Here is a 14767-nt window from a genome sequence, read left to right on the forward strand (position 1 = left end):
ACAAGCAAATGAATCAGAATTACCTAAACTAAAAACTAATTAAATAAATCTCTGTTTATCAAACGAACAATTTAATATATGTTGTTCAGTGAATAAAAAATACAACTGGAAGAAAAGTCAAAATGCCTAAAGCCTGATGGCATTCTTACCAAAAAATAAATGGGAAAACATTTGTAACAGTGATATCTCTTAACAAACAGAACACGGAACCTTTTCAAGATAAAGTGTTTAATGTGACACATTCTAAAAAGAATTAATAAACAATAAATAGGTTGACCACTACTACAATATGAAAAACGAAAAAATAATTGATGCCCGATAAAAAGTGATAGAAAAAATAACTAAAAAGTAGTACAATAAAATACAATTATATTCAAAAACAAAATGAACGGAGGAACAAAAAATGGCGCTATTCGGACTGTTTGGAGGAAAAAAAGAAGTTGAACTAGATAAAGCAAAAAGTGATGGAAACAAGTCGTTGATGAGAGAAATCTTTGATAGGAAAGTAGATAATGGCTCCGAATATAAAATAATCTATGCTTATTCAGAAGATATAGGTGGAGCTAATTTTGCGGTACTTCGTACTGTTTCCTATAAGTACAGAAGTTTTATACTTGGCTATAAAAAAAGCGATTTAAGTTTAGTTTTTCTTGAGGTAAGCCCTGATTTAACTCAGGTTGGTGAAGCGCTTCTTTATAGACCACAAGATGTAAAGAAAACTAATTTCACCAAGATGATAGGTTCCTATTATCTACAATACGGAAACTCATTCAAGAAAGAATTTTTCAACTTTTTTGTTCCTAAGACTATTGACGATATAGTAAATCACGATTGGTATGACGAAGAAACATTCACTTACATTGACCAAAGAGAAGAACACAGTGACTGGGTTGAGTTTTGGAATAAATTTTGCAAATAAAAGGTAAAGTATAATGAGTATGTTACCAAATTATATTTTGACTTTTATGTTTACGGTGTTTCTCGTATATAGCTATATCAATATAAAAGTAAAAAAATCTAAAGTTAGTAACAAGTGTATTTATAAAATAGGCATAGTTGTTGCAATATTGCTACTTGGAATGTCTATTTACGGTATAATATTTAATATCCCATTAGGACAAGTGCAATTTTTAATAGAAAATAGCTTCAAATAAAAAAACGATAAAAAAGACAAATGTAAAGAACAGTAAACCACAAAAGACTTACTGTTCTTTTCTTAGGTTCAAAATTAGCAAGAGAGTATAGAGCAAAAAAGAAACTACAATAACAACTAACATCAAATATCACCCAAGCAAAAGAGGTTTCCTAATCGCAGGAAATCTTTTTTTGTGCAAGTCGAGAGAAGGAACTAAATGGCAGAAAATGAGAAAACAGATATTAAAGAAATACAGACAGAAGAACACCAAAAACCAGATGGGATTCTTACAAAGAAGATAAACGGAAAGACCTTTGTAACAGAGATATATTTTGACAAAAAGAGCAAGGAAACATTTCAAGATAAGCTGTTTAAGGTAATACAATCTAAGGAAAATAATAGCGAGTAAGTGGGAAATCTGGGGTAGAAAAAAAGCCTTAAAAAGGCTATTATATAAGTTAATATTAACAAACAGAATTAGAGTTTGTGGAGGATATAGATGATTCACATTAAACATTATACTTTTATGATTGTAATAGTTTGTTTTGTGATGTTTCTTTCAGCTTGCAATAATTTGAATACCTCAAGCAATAATAAGGATGAAACTAAAACAGAAAATCATAATTCCATTAGTTTTGAAAAAAACTCAGAAGAACAAGAAGAGGTTGTTTGGATAGAAGTGAATAAAAATGGCGTGAATGAAGATTTGCTGATAAAAAACATAGATGAAGAGACTCTCACATATATAGCTCAACAATTACAAGATGTATGTAAAGAAATCGATGAAAAAGGGCAAAAGGATAAAAATTATTGGCTGACAGGACAATGGTATGACGATGTGATGAGTTCAAAACAATATAATAATGTCATATCATTGGGTAAAAAGGCGATGAAACCATTGTTTCTAATAATATATAAAAGCGAAAAGGCTGGAATGTATGAATGGGTTTGTAGTAAAGCATTAACTGAAATATCTGGGTTTGATTTCTCTGGGGAAAATGATGGTGCTGGATGGAGAAATTCAAAAGAATTTTTAGAGATGTTTATCGCCAAAATTATTGAACAACGAAATTAACCGCCCCAGTTTGTTGAACTAACAATTTAATAAAAACCAACACAGGAACAGTAAATCAAAAAAAGGTTTACTGTTTTTCTTTACTCAAAATTAGAAAGGGAGGAAACGAGAAAATGAAAAAATAGATATTAAAGAAATACAGACAGAAGAACAACTACAACATCAAAAGCCCGATGGGATTCTTACAAAGAAGATAAATGGAAAGACTTTTGTAACAGAGATATATTTTGACAAAAAGAGCAAAAAAACTTTTCAAGATAAACTGTTTAAGGTAATTCATTCTAAGAGGAAATAGTAGCGAGTGAGTAGGAAATTGGACAGTGGGAAAAATACTTAAAATATGCTATTATACTAAATAATATAGAAGTGGGAGGAGGACAAAAATTGAAAAAATATATTAGAATAGTTTTAGTTTTGAGTTGTATATTAGCTTTAACTGCTTGTGGAAATAAAAAAGAAATAGTGTTACCAGAAGCTAAAAATATACCAGAAATTGAAATCATGGGTAATGCTTCTGAGACTGCTAACAAAATTATTGATGAAAAAGAAATATCAAAGCTGATTAGTGATATAAAAGATAATTCAAAAGGTACTAATGCTAAGAGTGTAAATGACCAACCTACGAACATTGAAAACTATATTATAGTAAAATTTTATCACAAAGGTGCAGAAAAAAGTCCAAGTGTAGCATATATATATCAGAAAAATGGTAATAGTTATGTTGAACAGCCATATCAGGGGATTTGGGATTTAAAAGAAGAAATCTTTAATAATATTATAGGGTTGATTAGTGAAAGCGATAATATAAAAGCTGGAACAGAAGCAACTTATAAACCTATGGTTAAAATAAACGATGAAATTTATGGTTGGGTTAGAGATTTGGGAGCAGTTAAATTAGGTGATATGGAATTTTTAGGAGAAATCAAAGGCTCGAAAGGCTCTTTATCAAAAACTTTAAATGATGAAGATGAAAATTTCACGAGCAACATTTATCCAATAGGGGCAAAAATATTTAAATAGGATGAAAAAAGTATATTGATTGAATCTAATGATGTTTTTAGCGTTTGTGAAATTATTGAATAAAAATATTAAAGTAGACAAATCCTAACTTGCTGAATTAACAATTTAATAAAAACTAACACAGGAACAGTAAATCAAATCGGTTTACTGTTTTTTATTTGCTCAAATTTAGAAAGAGAGGAAAACGGAATATGAAAAATATAGATGAAAAAATTTTAGTGGCAGATGAAGAAATGAAGCAGTTACAAAACAAAAGAAAAAAGCTCATCAGTCAGCAGAAACAGGAAGAAAGAAAAAAGAGAGATAAAAGGATATATGAAAAAGGAGCAGTCTTTGAAAGTATATTTACAGAAAGCAAGACCTTAGCCATCAGCAAATGGAAATCAGAACTTGCTACTTTGAAGAAAGAGAAAAAGAACCTATACAGTCAAATATTAGAAATACGAGAAGAAGTAGAACAGGCAGAAAAAGTTAAGGTTTGTATAGAGCAATTACAGGTACAAGAAAAGCGACTATCGCAGATAAAACAGAATGAGTTAGAGATATACAACTAAGTGGGAAAGTGGTATTATGAAAATAATTAGTTTCACATAACTTGCAAAATAAAATGAGAAAGGAGGAAAATGGAGATGAACAAAAATGAGTTGCTTAGCGGTGTTGCAGATACTCTATATATTCCTCTTATAGCAAGAATTTATGCGTCTGAAAAATTTCCTGATTTTTTCTATGATGAAAAAGCATTATCCTTAAAACAACATATACCCACAAACAGTATAGAAAGTAATACTACTGAATATTTTTATATGGCAAGTGTTTGCAGACAACAAACGATGGACAAAAAAATTATTAGTTTCATCGAAAAAAACAATGAATGTAATATTGTCTTTTTAGGGGCAGGATTGGAAACAGCATATAATCGCATAAAAAATGTTAAAGTTAATTTCTATCAAATCGATTTGCCGGATGTCATAATACTAAGAAAAAAAGTATTAGGAAATGCCGATAATGAAAGATTGATAGCAGTGGATATGTTTACTCTTGATTGGATAAAAGAAATAGATACTTCTTTGCCGACAATGATTGTAGTTGCAGGAGTATATCAATATTTTCATAAAGAAAAAATTGTAGATATGATTAAGGGCATGAAATCATTGATTCCTAACGGAGAATTGATATTTGACGCAACAAATTACAAGGGATTAGAGCTTGCTAATAAATATGTAAAACAAACGGGAAATGAAGACGCACAAATGTATTTTAGCGTAGATGACCCAAAAGAATTTGCAAGCTGCACGAATACAGGGTTAGTAGAAGTTACAGGCTTTTTTGATGGAGCATTAAAGCATTGTAAGGGATTGAAATTAAAAACAAGAATATATATGTATTTTGCGGATAAGTTAAACAGAACAAAAATTATACATTTGAGTTTCTAACCCAATAGCTAACTAATAAATTTTAATAAAGCTAACAGGAAAACAGTAAATCAAAAAAGGTTTACTGTTTTTTTCTTGTGATAATTTATCATAACAAGTGCAACATAAATAAACTCATAGCTAATCAGCTGTGTTAATATGTAAGTGACCAAACAAAACATATTAAAAGGAGTGATTAACTATGAGCTATAACCATCTTACCATAGAAGAAAGATCTTGTATTTACCAATTTTTAAATTTAGGAATGAGTATAAGGAAAATTGCACAAGCACTTAAAAGGTCACCTAGTACAATATCTAGAGAAATTAAAAGAAATTCATCTAAGATAAAAGTTAGTAGGGGAAGTTACACTAAGTACTTTCCGATAAAGGCAAATGATAAATATATTGATAGAAGAAAAGACTGCCATAGAAAAAGTAAATTTTCTAAAGATGTTATTGATTATTTAACTGTAAAGATTAACGAACATTGGTCCCCTGAACAAATATCAAATAGAAACACAAATGAGATTCATGAATTACCATCTACATCAACGATATATAGAATGATACACGCCAAAAAGCTGCCAAAAACTAGTATGAAAAATTTGAGAAGAAAAGCTAAATTTAAAAGGCCAGCAGAAAAAAGAGGAAAATTCAATGATAAAGGTAGAACAATTAAGAAAAGACCTAAAGAGATATACAGAAGGCAAGAATTAGGCCACTGGGAAGCAGATACAGTGGAATCAGGCAGATTAGATCATAAAAGGAAAAGTAGATGTTGTTTCGTAACTTTAGCAGAAAGAAAATCTAGATATTATATAGCAATCCTAGTTGAAAATAGAAAGTCGGAAAGCGTAACACCAGCAATAATAAATGCATTAAAAGATTATCCAAAAGAATTAGTAAAAACAATAACCTTTGATAGAGGTAAAGAATTTTCAGAATTTGAGAAAATAGAAAAAGAATTAGGATGCAAAACTTATTTTTGTGATCCCTATTGTGCATGGCAAAAAGGTACAAATGAAAATAGTAACGGACTTTTGAGGGAGTTTTATCCTAAGGGTATGGATTTATCAGAAGTGAATATTGATGAATTAAATTATAACTTAAGTTTAATGAATAATAGACCTAGAAAATGTATAAAATATAAAACACCTAAAGAAGAACTTTTTGGTCTCTTACCATAGGTGTTGCATTTGATTTGACAATTCGTCTTGTCTAAAAGTTAAAATTCTTTATAGAAAGAACGTCCATAAATATAAAAAGATACTTGACAAAACGCTTCATGAAGTAAATGAAGTTAAATAAATTTATTATAGAACTTTTTTTGCTCGCAATGTTAATTCCAATTCCAATTAATCTTAAAGACGGAGGCAGCGTTAGATATAGAGCAGCTATCTATGAGGTGACGAGGCTTCATACTCTGGATTTAAATTCTAAAATAGGATATATAGATGGACTGGAGATTAAAATTTTAGGACATACAATCTATATGAGTGTAAAAAATTAAATAGATAAAAAGAAAGATTTATTATAGAAACTTATTTCAAATCTATAATAAAGCTTTTTAATTTATAATCACATGGCTTAAAACGGCTATTAAAATGGTTGTTACACCATTACCCAATATAATGGTAGGGATTGCGTTTTTAAGGCGTAGATTCATCAGAGAAGCCATCAAACTGGCAGACCAAACGCCAGTGCCAGGAAGAGGTAAGGCTGTAAATATAAACAGCGCAAAAATTTCATATTTTTTAATTTGCTCCCATTTGTAATCTGATTTCATCTCCATTTTATGCACAAACTTTAAAAGTAAATTTTTCTTTTTTAACCAATTGAATAAAGGTCTTATAAATTTTATCAAAAATGGCATTGGTATTATAGAACCAAAAAAAGTTATTGCAAGCACTTCAACTGGTGGAATTCCAAGTCCAACACCAATTGGAATAGCTCCTCTAACTTCGATAAATGGCACCATTGATATAAAAAATACGGCAAGCTCAATTGGAATTTGCTCAGTTAAAAAGTAAACTATATTTTCCAAAACATCACCTTAGACTATGATAGCATATAAAAAATTAAAAAGTAAAACACATAAAGAACAATAAGAATAGAGTTTGTATAAAAAACTGGGTATAATAAAGATATAATAAACATTAAACATATAGCGGTATCGATTTATCTTGATAAATCGAAGAACAGAAAAAGGAGAAAAGAAAGAAGATGATTTTATTAAACCCAGTGGTACTATCTGTAATAGTACTTGCAGGACTCTGTCTTGTTAAGATTCCTGTATTTTTTCACTTATAGTAGCGGCTATAGTAGCCGGAGTAACCTCGGGTATACCGATTGGCGAAACTATGAAGCTTTTAGTTGGCGGTATGGGAGCGAATTCTGATACAGCCCTTAGTTACATTTTACTTGGAGCTCTTGCTTATTGTATTAATAAGAGTGGAGCAGCTGAAGTTATGGCTAGACAAATTGGTAAGTTAATAAGAGGGAATAAATTTATATTAGCAATAATAGTAATGTTGTTTGCAGTAGTGGCAGAAACTTTTATACCTATACACATAGCGTTTATTCCTATATTAATTCCACCACTACTTGGTCTTATGAACAAGATGAAAGTTGATAGAAGAATGCTCGCCATAAGTTTTGGATTTGGACTTAAAGCACCATATATAACTCTTCCAATAGCATATGGAGCAATATTCCACGATCTTATAATAACTTCATTTAAAAAAGCAGGACTTGCAATAAATGGAAATATGATAATCTCAACTAACTGGATTATAGCCCTTATAATGGGAATAGGTGTAACAGTGGGTGTAATTATCTTCTCAAGAGACAGAGAGTATGCCACAGTTTCAGGAGTTGTAGTTGGAGCGGATGAATCCAAAGAAGTAAAGTCTGACAAAAACCATTGGCTTATTCTAATCGCTGGTGTGATTACAGTTGCTGTGCAAATCATGACTAATTCATTACCTTTAGGAGCTCTTTGCGGACTTGTATTTATAGTTGCAACAGGAGTTATTAAATTCAATGAAATTCAAGACATGCTTGATGGCGGAATTCACATGATGGGATTCATAGCATTTGTAATGCTATTAGCAGCTGGATATGCAAATGTAATTACAAATTCGGGTGCAATAGATAAGATAGTTGAATCAGCTGCGGGAGTGCTTGGCGGTTCAAAACTAGTGTCAGCGTATATAATGATATTACTTGGCTTATTAATTACTCTTGGAATTGGTACATCATTTGGTACAGTTCCTATAATATCAGCAATTTACGTTCCGTTGGCAATGAAGTTAGGTTTCTCACCACAGGCAACTATACTTTTAGTTACAATAGCTGCAGTTTGTGGAGATGCGGGTTCACCAGCATCAGATACAACTTTAGGACCTACAGCCGGACTTGGTGTAGACAAGCAACATGACCACATCAGAGACACTTGTATACCACAGATTATATTTATAGGATTACCTTTAATAGTGGTTGGTGGATTTGTAACACAATTACTATAATTAACAAATAAAAAAGAACTTTTAAAAGTCCTTTAATAAAAAAAGCCCAGGGGAAAAATCTCCTGGGTTTTAATTTAATTTTTTATAAACATATTTGGTGCTACATAGTGTTTGTCAGCTCCGCCAACGGTAGAGTTTTGACCTATACGAGTGTAAGGGGCTATAAACTTTCCGTTGTATATGAACATACCAAGCACAGCTGTAAATCCTCCAACGCTAATTTCTCCAGAGTCGTCAAACTCCAAGAAAGGTAGCGGATCCATTTCATAATATTTTTGGTAAATATAGTCAGAAACTAAAGCTTCGTCTAAGAGTTTTTTCCATTCTTCAACAGGGAAACCTCTTCCAGCGTATACACCATGGCTAGCATAGTCATCTACAGGCTTTATAATATATTCATCTTTGTTGTTTAAAACTTCTGCATAGACATCTTGGCTAAAATAATCTGTAAAAGGAATATGTTCCTCTAAAAATTTATTTTCATAATCAGTCAAGATATTTTGAGTGAATGGGTCAAGTAGGATTTTGAAAATTAATTTTGTGTGCATTATTTGGCTTCTAAAAGAACCTATCATCATAAAAGCATTGTCCATATAGGCATTAGTGAATTCTTTCATTTCAGAATAGTGCTTCATATATTCTACGGTCACGGCTCTTCTGTAGACCATATCAATTTCAAAATTGTCTCCCATCAACTTGCCATCTCGATAAGTTAAATCTCTTATATCAAACATTTCACAATTGTAGCCAGCTTCTATGAATAGCTGTCTAAATTTTTTAAATTCATAAGTTGCACCGATGTCTAAGAAATCGACAATTGCAATGTTGGGTTTTCTATTGTGAATTTGTTCATAGATTTTAGTTGATTCTTCAATCCAAGGGCGGAACATATCTACACATTCGATATCATATTTTTTTCTAAACTCTTTCATGGCAAGAGTGTCGATTAAAATATCCCCAACAGTGTTATCCTTGTTCATGGCGCTTGAACCATCGGTATTGAATTCTATAAATTTAAACTTATCAGGGCCATTGTAAAACACATCATATCTTGCGATAGGAACTGTTATGTCATAGCCAGGGTCGTGTAAAATCAATTCCTCTAACTCTTTAGAGAAACCAAAGAGTTTTCTATACTCTGGATTTTTCAAATACTCTTTAGTTACTTTTTGAGTGATGTTCATCAGCACTGATGAGAGATGAGAAAAGCTTTCTCTATCAGCTTGGTCATAAAATAGACCTTGGTAAGTCACTGGCACAGGTTTTTCCTTGTATATTGCATTTGAATGAGCAACATCATCAAGGAGTTTTAAATAATCTTTATAATATTTTTCTCTATCTTTTTTTACAAGTGAGATATATTCTTCTGCATATTTTTTATTAAACATTTTTATCAATCCTATTGTATTCTATTGCACTTCTAAGGCCTTCAGATTTGTAAATATCTTCAAAGACATCCTTAGGAGATTTGCCACTATCTATGATTTCTTTTATAGGAGCGAGGAAGTGAGCCTCATCACCTAAAGCATTGTAAGCTAATTCATATAGCTTTTTAAGATGGTCTAAAATAGTTATTCCCTTGTAATTGGCTTTTAAACCGTGTAGAAGAGTGTCTGATTTAGTTTGCATAACTTCTTCATAAGTTGTACTTCTAAATATCTTTTCCAACTCACTCAAACTTTCTTCTGAATAGAAAAGACCTTTTATAAGTGAGATTATGGCAAAGTTAGTCGGATAGTTTACTCCATCCATCATTCTGAATTCTAAATAAGTTTTCAATCTCACATCAGGGAACACTATTGAGATTGCATGGAAGATTTCATCGTCAGTTCCGTTTTCAGGATCAAAAAGTTCCTTAAAGAGCTTTTTATTTACATTTATAATCTCGCCATTTTCTTCAACAAATATAGGAGTGGTGTCTAAAATGAATTTAGCATATCTTTCATAAGACATATCCTCAAAGGCAAAATCCAATAGCCCTGAACGAGACTTGTCGGTTTTCTCCCAAACTCTTTGTCTGACATTGTAGTTTGCATAAGGTTCTTTTTCAAAAATATATGCATTGTCAAAAGCCGCATACAAAATTGGAGCTATGGCACTTGCCAAGAAATATTTTCTTATGCAATCCGCTTCATCAGAATAGTCTATAGTAACTTGCACAGAAGAAGTACCTTTCATCATATTCCAACCCATATTGTTCTCTTTATTAAGTGAATTAAAATGTTCAAACATATGCTTATATCTAATTTTAGGAATTAATTTTATATCTTCAATCTTAGACACAGGGTTATATCCCAAAGGAACTAAAATTTGATTTCTCTTAGCGAAAATTGGCAAAATAAGATTTAGTGTTTCGATATAGTCTTGGTACAACTTTTCTATTGAAAGTTGAGACTTTATGCTGATTTCAAACTGAGCACCAGGTTCAATAGAAATGGAAAACTTATCCGTGTCGCAACCAAGTATGGATTCGTTGTTATAATAAGGTTTGGCATTTAAACTATCGCAGATTTCATGCATGGTTTCTCCTAAGCCATCTTCACCATAGTAAGAAATAGACTCAAGAGTATCTTTATTTAGAACAAAATGTTCAAATTCTAAACCAACAGTATAATCTTCATGCTTGGTTTCACCATTTTTAAAATAATTTATAATACGTTCTAATTGTTTATTGTAGTCCATTTGAACCTCCTTTTTACGATTACTTATACCCAAAAATAGAGATGGAATATATTAAGAAAAATAAATTTTATCAAACAATGTGTAGGTATTATTTAGTTGAGCTGAAGTTAGAAATAAGGCTAAAAATAAAAATAAAAAAGACGAGAAATTCTCGCCTTTAAAGTATTTATTTTAAGAAAAATAAATGCTCTATTAAGATTTTAATACCCATTGCAATCAATATAATTCCGCCGGCAAATTCCGCAGCTTGTTTATATTTAATTCCAAAAATATTCCCAAGAGTTACACCAAGCATAGATATTATAAAAGTTATAAGACCTATAAGTATAGATGCAGAATAGATTTCAACATTTAAAAATGCAAAACTTATTCCAACAGCCATTGCGTCAATGGAAGTTGCGATTCCAATTAAGGTTAAAGATTTAAAATCAAACCCAGATTCAATATCGCAAGTGACAATTCTTGACTCTTTAATCATATTGATACCTATATATGAAAGTAATAAGAATGCAATCCAGTGGTCTAAACTCTTTATTTTATCGGCGAATGTACTGGCCAAAAGAAAGCCTAGTACGGGCATTATAGCTTGGAAAAATCCAAAACACACTCCGACTTTAACTATCTTAGAAAAATCTCTTTTAGTAAGAGTAAGCCCCTTGCATATACTTGCTGCAAAAGCATCCATTGCAAGACCAACTCCAATTATAGAAATTGATAAAATAGATTCCATAAAACACCTCGGTTGCTATTTTATCATAAAAGTATTTATTTGAGTATGATTATTGTGGTAATATGAAATTAATTAGGAGGTATTATGAAACTAACAAAAGAAGAATTTAAAACTACTAATTGGTCTGGAGGAGAAACTTCAGAAATTTTAATAACTCCAGTTACAGCAAGTGTTAAAGACAAGAATTTTGATTTAAGAATTTCAACGGCAACTTGTGAATTAGACAGCTCTAGTTTTACTCCATATAATGGCTTTACAAGATACATAACACCACTTGATGGAGATTTGAAGATGGTGGTAAATGGGAAAGAGGTTATTTTAAAACCATTTGAAGTATATAAGTTTTCTGGTTCAGATGAGGTAATTTCATATTCTAAGGTAAGAGATTTTAATTTAATAGTGAGAGAAGATTTTACTAATAAAATGTATTCTTTAGATGTAGATGGAACAGCGAGAATTGAAGATAGAAATTTAATATTTTTCTATGAAAGTGGAATGAGAGTAAATGGAGAGGAATATTCTAAAATGAGTGCATACATAGGAGAGGAGGCGGAAGTAACAGGTAAGGGTAAAATTTTAGTCTGTGAATTATATGAGTAAAAAATTTTTTAAAGAGTGTTATATATAGTTTTTTGTGGGTATAAAAGGAAAAAGGAGTGATACCGATGTACATGAATTACTAAAGTAAGTATATTGTAAAATGGGAATATTTAATGCGAAAGGCTAAAAATGAAAAGATATAAACTAATATTGCTCATTAGTTGTTTTATATTTATCTATGGCTGTAAAAAGACAAGCAATACATTTGAAAAAGAGGATTTAAAACTTTTTTCAAATCCAATTTTAACCTACATAGAGAATGATAAGGTAGTTGGAGAGTATTTTGTAAATGGTAAAACTGAACTTGAAGAAGTTACAATTGATGATTTTAAATCGTATATAGATGAAAATATGGATAAAATAAAATCTGGGGAAGTGGGCGTAACTGATGAGGGTAAGTTTTTAATAGATAAGTACTTAAAAGAAGAGTCTGAACAGATAAAAAATATAGATACGAAAATAGAAATAACTACTGGAGAAGATGTAGTTAGAAGCGACAATAAAAATTAGAAACAATCAACAATAACAAAAAATTAAGAGAGTGTAATTACACTCTCTTAAAAATTTGCCTTTAAATATTCAACAATATCATCAGATTCATACATGATTTTGCCGTCAATATCAAGAGCGGGAACTTGAGTTTTGCCACCTCGTTCATTAAGTTCTGCACGAAGGCCATCAATTTCATCGACGTTTAAAAGTTCGATAGTTTCAATGTTATTTTCGCCCATATAGTTTAATACTTTTACGCAATAAGGGCATGTTGGTTTATAATATAGTTTTAGATTTTTCATTTTACTCTCCTTTTGTTTTAAGGTAGTTCATTATGTCGAGAGATTCGTACATAATTTTATCACCTAAATCAAGAGCAGGTACTTGCTTTTTGCCACCTTTTTCAATAAGTTCGTCTCTTGCTTGAACATCTTCATCAATATTTACAAATTCAACGCCTTCAATTTTATTATCTTCTATAAATTTTTCAACCCTTTTACAAAAAGGACATATTGTTCCAACAAATAATCTTAAATTTTCCATTTTATAAGTCACCTCTTTTAATTTATTTACCCTGAGAAATAGATATTAAACAAAAAGTATTTAGAAGATAGATTAAATGATTGAAATGGTATAATTGAATAAAGTTAGGAGAGATTATGGACAGGACAAATATAATCATAAAAAACGTAATTATTCATATTGGAATATATATTTTTGCAATGTTTTATTTTGAGTATTTTGGGATTGTTATAAATAGCATTATCAATTATTTAATAAGAAGGCTGCTAATTTTTTCAATTGCCATTGTGAGTTATTTGGAAATTAAGTACAGAGAGAAATAATTTTATAAATTTCAAAATTAAATCTGAATATTTAGTTATAAAAAGCTTATTTTTACATATTTTTAAGCATAGTTAAGTGCACAGTGTGTATTTTTTGGTATAATTAATCGAGTAGAGGTGAGAATCATGTTATTTAATGATCTTAGCGAAAATGTTTCAGATTTAAAAGATAATCTACAGAGAATAGTGAGTAAAATTGAAAAGAACTCAAAACAGCTAAAAGACCAAACTCAACTAAGAGTTGAACTTGCAAAGGAAGAGAACAAGTTAAATTCACTTTATAAAAAGTTGGGGGAGCAAAAGTATAGGGTTGAAAAGGGATATGATGCTGAATTTGCTTTTGAAGAGATTATAGAAGAAATTGATATGGTTTTAGCAAGGGTTGAGGCAATTAAGAGCAAATATGAGTATGTTAAGTCTTTTTCTGATTCTAATTCTGGAACGATAATAAAAGAAGATAAATTTTTAAGTAATGAGAAGGAATAATTTTGGAAAAAAAATATATAGATTTGGGAACTAGGGTGGCATATTTTGAAAGAGCAGGAGAAAAACCTTTAGTACTATTACATGGTTGGGGGGCTAATATAGAATCTGTAGTTCCGATAATAAATGCAGTAAGTCAACAGTACCATATATACGCTTATGATTCAGCCGGCTTTGGAAATTCAGAAGAGCCGAGGGAAGTTTGGGGCACTCATGACTATGAGGAGCTCTTGGTGCGTTTCTTAAAGGCTATGGATATAAAAAAAGCAACTTTTATAGGACATTCTTTTGGAGGGAAAACTCTTAGTATCTTCGCAGCTAAACATCCGGAGATGGTAGAAAAATTAGTTTTGATAGATGCTTCGGGAGTGCTACCTAAGAGAAGTTTAAAATATTATTTTAAGGTATACTCTTTTAAACTTTTGAGAAAGATATATACTACTTTTTTAAGTGGAGATAAGGACGAGAGACTTGAAAAGTTCTATAAAAAATACGGTTCAGATGACTATCAAGCGTCTCAGGGAATAATGAGAAAGACTTTTGTGAAAGTTGTAAATGAGTCGACTGAAGAGTATTTTGAAAAGATAGAAGCTCCTACACTTTTAGTTTGGGGCGAGACAGATGATGCAACGCCACTTTATATGGCAAAGATATTTGAACAGAAGATAAAAGATTCTGGATTGGTTGTGTTGGATGGCGGTCATTTTAGCTATATAGATGATTATGGAACGTTTAGCGCAGTTTTAAAATCATTTTTAGGATAG

Annotated in this window: 20 protein-coding genes; 14 read left to right on the forward strand and 6 right to left on the reverse strand. The window is 30.9% G+C overall.

Annotation, left to right across the window (positions count from 1 at the left end):
* Positions 1-403: 403 nt before the first annotated feature.
* The 9 genes from B8869_RS07815 (at position 404) to B8869_RS07860 (ending at position 6154) form a co-directional block, all read left to right on the forward strand.
* On the forward strand, positions 404-919 hold the full coding sequence (locus B8869_RS07815; RefSeq protein ID WP_084231104.1) for a hypothetical protein: 516 nt from the start codon (positions 404-406) through the stop codon (positions 917-919).
* 433 nt (positions 920-1352) lie between these two features.
* Positions 1353-1544 (forward strand): transposon-encoded TnpW family protein, encoded by a 192-nt coding sequence (locus tag B8869_RS07825; protein WP_084231106.1) that lies wholly within the window; start codon positions 1353-1355, stop codon positions 1542-1544.
* Between the two features lie 90 nt (positions 1545-1634).
* Positions 1635-2210: a hypothetical protein gene (locus tag B8869_RS07830; RefSeq protein ID WP_084231107.1), complete on the forward strand. Its 576-nt coding sequence runs from the start codon at positions 1635-1637 to the stop codon at positions 2208-2210.
* Positions 2211-2403: 193 nt separating this feature from the next.
* Entirely contained in the window at positions 2404-2505 is a 102-nt protein-coding gene (locus tag B8869_RS12505) for a hypothetical protein (RefSeq protein ID WP_412458532.1), read from the forward strand.
* Between the two features lie 89 nt (positions 2506-2594).
* The gene (locus tag B8869_RS07840; RefSeq protein WP_084231108.1) at positions 2595-3230 is read left to right on the forward strand and encodes a DUF5301 domain-containing protein; all 636 of its coding nucleotides are present in this window, start codon (positions 2595-2597) and stop codon (positions 3228-3230) included.
* Positions 3231-3421: 191 nt separating this feature from the next.
* Positions 3422-3784 (forward strand): hypothetical protein, encoded by a 363-nt coding sequence (locus B8869_RS07845; protein ID WP_084231109.1) that lies wholly within the window; start codon positions 3422-3424, stop codon positions 3782-3784.
* Between the two features lie 75 nt (positions 3785-3859).
* Positions 3860-4663 carry a class I SAM-dependent methyltransferase gene (locus B8869_RS07850; protein ID WP_084231337.1) on the forward strand — a complete coding sequence of 268 codons (804 nt, stop codon included), beginning with the start codon at positions 3860-3862 and terminating at the stop codon, positions 4661-4663.
* A 181-nt stretch (positions 4664-4844) separates the two neighbouring features.
* Complete coding sequence (locus B8869_RS07855; RefSeq protein ID WP_084229742.1) at positions 4845-5831, forward strand: IS30 family transposase; 987 nt, start codon at positions 4845-4847, stop codon at positions 5829-5831.
* A 107-nt stretch (positions 5832-5938) separates the two neighbouring features.
* The gene (locus B8869_RS07860) at positions 5939-6154 is read left to right on the forward strand and encodes a hypothetical protein (protein ID WP_084231110.1); all 216 of its coding nucleotides are present in this window, start codon (positions 5939-5941) and stop codon (positions 6152-6154) included.
* A gap of 57 nt (positions 6155-6211) precedes the next feature.
* Here B8869_RS07860 and B8869_RS07865 read toward each other — a convergent pair whose 3' ends face one another.
* A complete protein-coding gene (locus B8869_RS07865) occupies positions 6212-6688 on the reverse strand; it encodes a COG2426 family protein (RefSeq protein ID WP_084231111.1) in 477 nt (158 codons plus the stop codon).
* 304 nt (positions 6689-6992) lie between these two features.
* Here B8869_RS07865 and B8869_RS07870 point away from each other — a divergent pair, with 304 nt between their 5' ends.
* The gene (locus tag B8869_RS07870) at positions 6993-8171 is read left to right on the forward strand and encodes a Na+/H+ antiporter NhaC family protein (RefSeq protein ID WP_234989828.1); all 1179 of its coding nucleotides are present in this window, start codon (positions 6993-6995) and stop codon (positions 8169-8171) included.
* Positions 8172-8245: 74 nt separating this feature from the next.
* Here B8869_RS07870 and B8869_RS07875 read toward each other — a convergent pair whose 3' ends face one another.
* The 3 genes from B8869_RS07875 to B8869_RS07885 form a co-directional block, all read right to left on the reverse strand.
* The gene (locus B8869_RS07875; RefSeq protein ID WP_084231112.1) at positions 8246-9559 is read right to left on the reverse strand and encodes a glutathionylspermidine synthase; all 1314 of its coding nucleotides are present in this window, start codon (positions 9557-9559) and stop codon (positions 8246-8248) included.
* A complete protein-coding gene (locus B8869_RS07880; protein ID WP_084231113.1) occupies positions 9552-10853 on the reverse strand; it encodes a glutamate-cysteine ligase family protein in 1302 nt (433 codons plus the stop codon). Before B8869_RS07880 ends, B8869_RS07875 begins: the two co-directional genes overlap by 8 nt.
* A 166-nt stretch (positions 10854-11019) precedes the next feature.
* Positions 11020-11583, reverse strand: coding sequence for a manganese efflux pump MntP (locus B8869_RS07885; RefSeq protein WP_084231114.1), 564 nt, complete (start codon positions 11581-11583; stop codon positions 11020-11022).
* Positions 11584-11667: 84 nt separating this feature from the next.
* Between B8869_RS07885 and B8869_RS07890 the strand changes: the two genes are divergently transcribed.
* Both B8869_RS07890 and B8869_RS07895 read left to right on the forward strand, forming a co-directional pair.
* Positions 11668-12183: a HutD family protein gene (locus B8869_RS07890; RefSeq protein ID WP_084231115.1), complete on the forward strand. Its 516-nt coding sequence runs from the start codon at positions 11668-11670 to the stop codon at positions 12181-12183.
* Between the two features lie 129 nt (positions 12184-12312).
* Complete coding sequence (locus B8869_RS07895) at positions 12313-12693, forward strand: hypothetical protein (RefSeq protein ID WP_084231116.1); 381 nt, start codon at positions 12313-12315, stop codon at positions 12691-12693.
* A 47-nt stretch (positions 12694-12740) separates the two neighbouring features.
* Here B8869_RS07895 and B8869_RS07900 read toward each other — a convergent pair whose 3' ends face one another.
* Together B8869_RS07900 and B8869_RS07905 are read right to left on the reverse strand one after the other, a co-directional pair.
* Positions 12741-12977 carry a glutaredoxin family protein gene (locus tag B8869_RS07900; RefSeq protein ID WP_084231117.1) on the reverse strand — a complete coding sequence of 79 codons (237 nt, stop codon included), beginning with the start codon at positions 12975-12977 and terminating at the stop codon, positions 12741-12743.
* 1 nt (position 12978) lies between these two features.
* Positions 12979-13218, reverse strand: a complete 240-nt coding sequence (locus B8869_RS07905; RefSeq protein ID WP_084231118.1) for a glutaredoxin family protein — start codon at positions 13216-13218, stop codon at positions 12979-12981.
* Positions 13219-13646: 428 nt separating this feature from the next.
* Here B8869_RS07905 and B8869_RS07915 point away from each other — a divergent pair, with 428 nt between their 5' ends.
* Both B8869_RS07915 and B8869_RS07920 read left to right on the forward strand, forming a co-directional pair.
* Positions 13647-14006 (forward strand): hypothetical protein, encoded by a 360-nt coding sequence (locus tag B8869_RS07915; RefSeq protein ID WP_084231120.1) that lies wholly within the window; start codon positions 13647-13649, stop codon positions 14004-14006.
* Between the two features lie 2 nt (positions 14007-14008).
* Positions 14009-14767: an alpha/beta fold hydrolase gene (locus tag B8869_RS07920; protein WP_084231121.1), complete on the forward strand. Its 759-nt coding sequence runs from the start codon at positions 14009-14011 to the stop codon at positions 14765-14767.

The organism is Peptoniphilus asaccharolyticus DSM 20463 (assembly GCF_900176115.1).
Classification (GTDB): Bacteria; Bacillota; Clostridia; order Tissierellales; family Peptoniphilaceae; genus Peptoniphilus; species Peptoniphilus asaccharolyticus.

What these genes read in the sequence shown, in the direction of transcription:
- B8869_RS07815 (WP_084231104.1), top strand. Translation starts at nt 404, where the DNA reads ATGGCGCTATTCGGACTGTTTGGAGGAAAAAAAGAAGTTGAACTAGAT.
- B8869_RS07825 (WP_084231106.1), top strand. Translation starts at nt 1,353, where the DNA reads ATGGCAGAAAATGAGAAAACAGATATTAAAGAAATACAGACAGAAGAA.
- B8869_RS07830 (WP_084231107.1), top strand. Translation starts at nt 1,635, where the DNA reads ATGATTCACATTAAACATTATACTTTTATGATTGTAATAGTTTGTTTT.
- B8869_RS07845 (WP_084231109.1), top strand. Translation starts at nt 3,422, where the DNA reads ATGAAAAATATAGATGAAAAAATTTTAGTGGCAGATGAAGAAATGAAG.
- B8869_RS07850 (WP_084231337.1), top strand. Translation starts at nt 3,860, where the DNA reads ATGAACAAAAATGAGTTGCTTAGCGGTGTTGCAGATACTCTATATATT.
- B8869_RS07855 (WP_084229742.1), top strand. Translation starts at nt 4,845, where the DNA reads ATGAGCTATAACCATCTTACCATAGAAGAAAGATCTTGTATTTACCAA.
- B8869_RS07860 (WP_084231110.1), top strand. Translation starts at nt 5,939, where the DNA reads ATGAAGTTAAATAAATTTATTATAGAACTTTTTTTGCTCGCAATGTTA.
- B8869_RS07875 (WP_084231112.1), bottom strand. Translation starts at nt 9,559, where the DNA reads ATGTTTAATAAAAAATATGCAGAAGAATATATCTCACTTGTAAAAAAA.
- B8869_RS07880 (WP_084231113.1), bottom strand. Translation starts at nt 10,853, where the DNA reads ATGGACTACAATAAACAATTAGAACGTATTATAAATTATTTTAAAAAT.
- B8869_RS07885 (WP_084231114.1), bottom strand. Translation starts at nt 11,583, where the DNA reads ATGGAATCTATTTTATCAATTTCTATAATTGGAGTTGGTCTTGCAATG.
- B8869_RS07890 (WP_084231115.1), top strand. Translation starts at nt 11,668, where the DNA reads ATGAAACTAACAAAAGAAGAATTTAAAACTACTAATTGGTCTGGAGGA.
- B8869_RS07895 (WP_084231116.1), top strand. Translation starts at nt 12,313, where the DNA reads ATGAAAAGATATAAACTAATATTGCTCATTAGTTGTTTTATATTTATC.
- B8869_RS07900 (WP_084231117.1), bottom strand. Translation starts at nt 12,977, where the DNA reads ATGAAAAATCTAAAACTATATTATAAACCAACATGCCCTTATTGCGTA.
- B8869_RS07905 (WP_084231118.1), bottom strand. Translation starts at nt 13,218, where the DNA reads ATGGAAAATTTAAGATTATTTGTTGGAACAATATGTCCTTTTTGTAAA.
- B8869_RS07915 (WP_084231120.1), top strand. Translation starts at nt 13,647, where the DNA reads ATGTTATTTAATGATCTTAGCGAAAATGTTTCAGATTTAAAAGATAAT.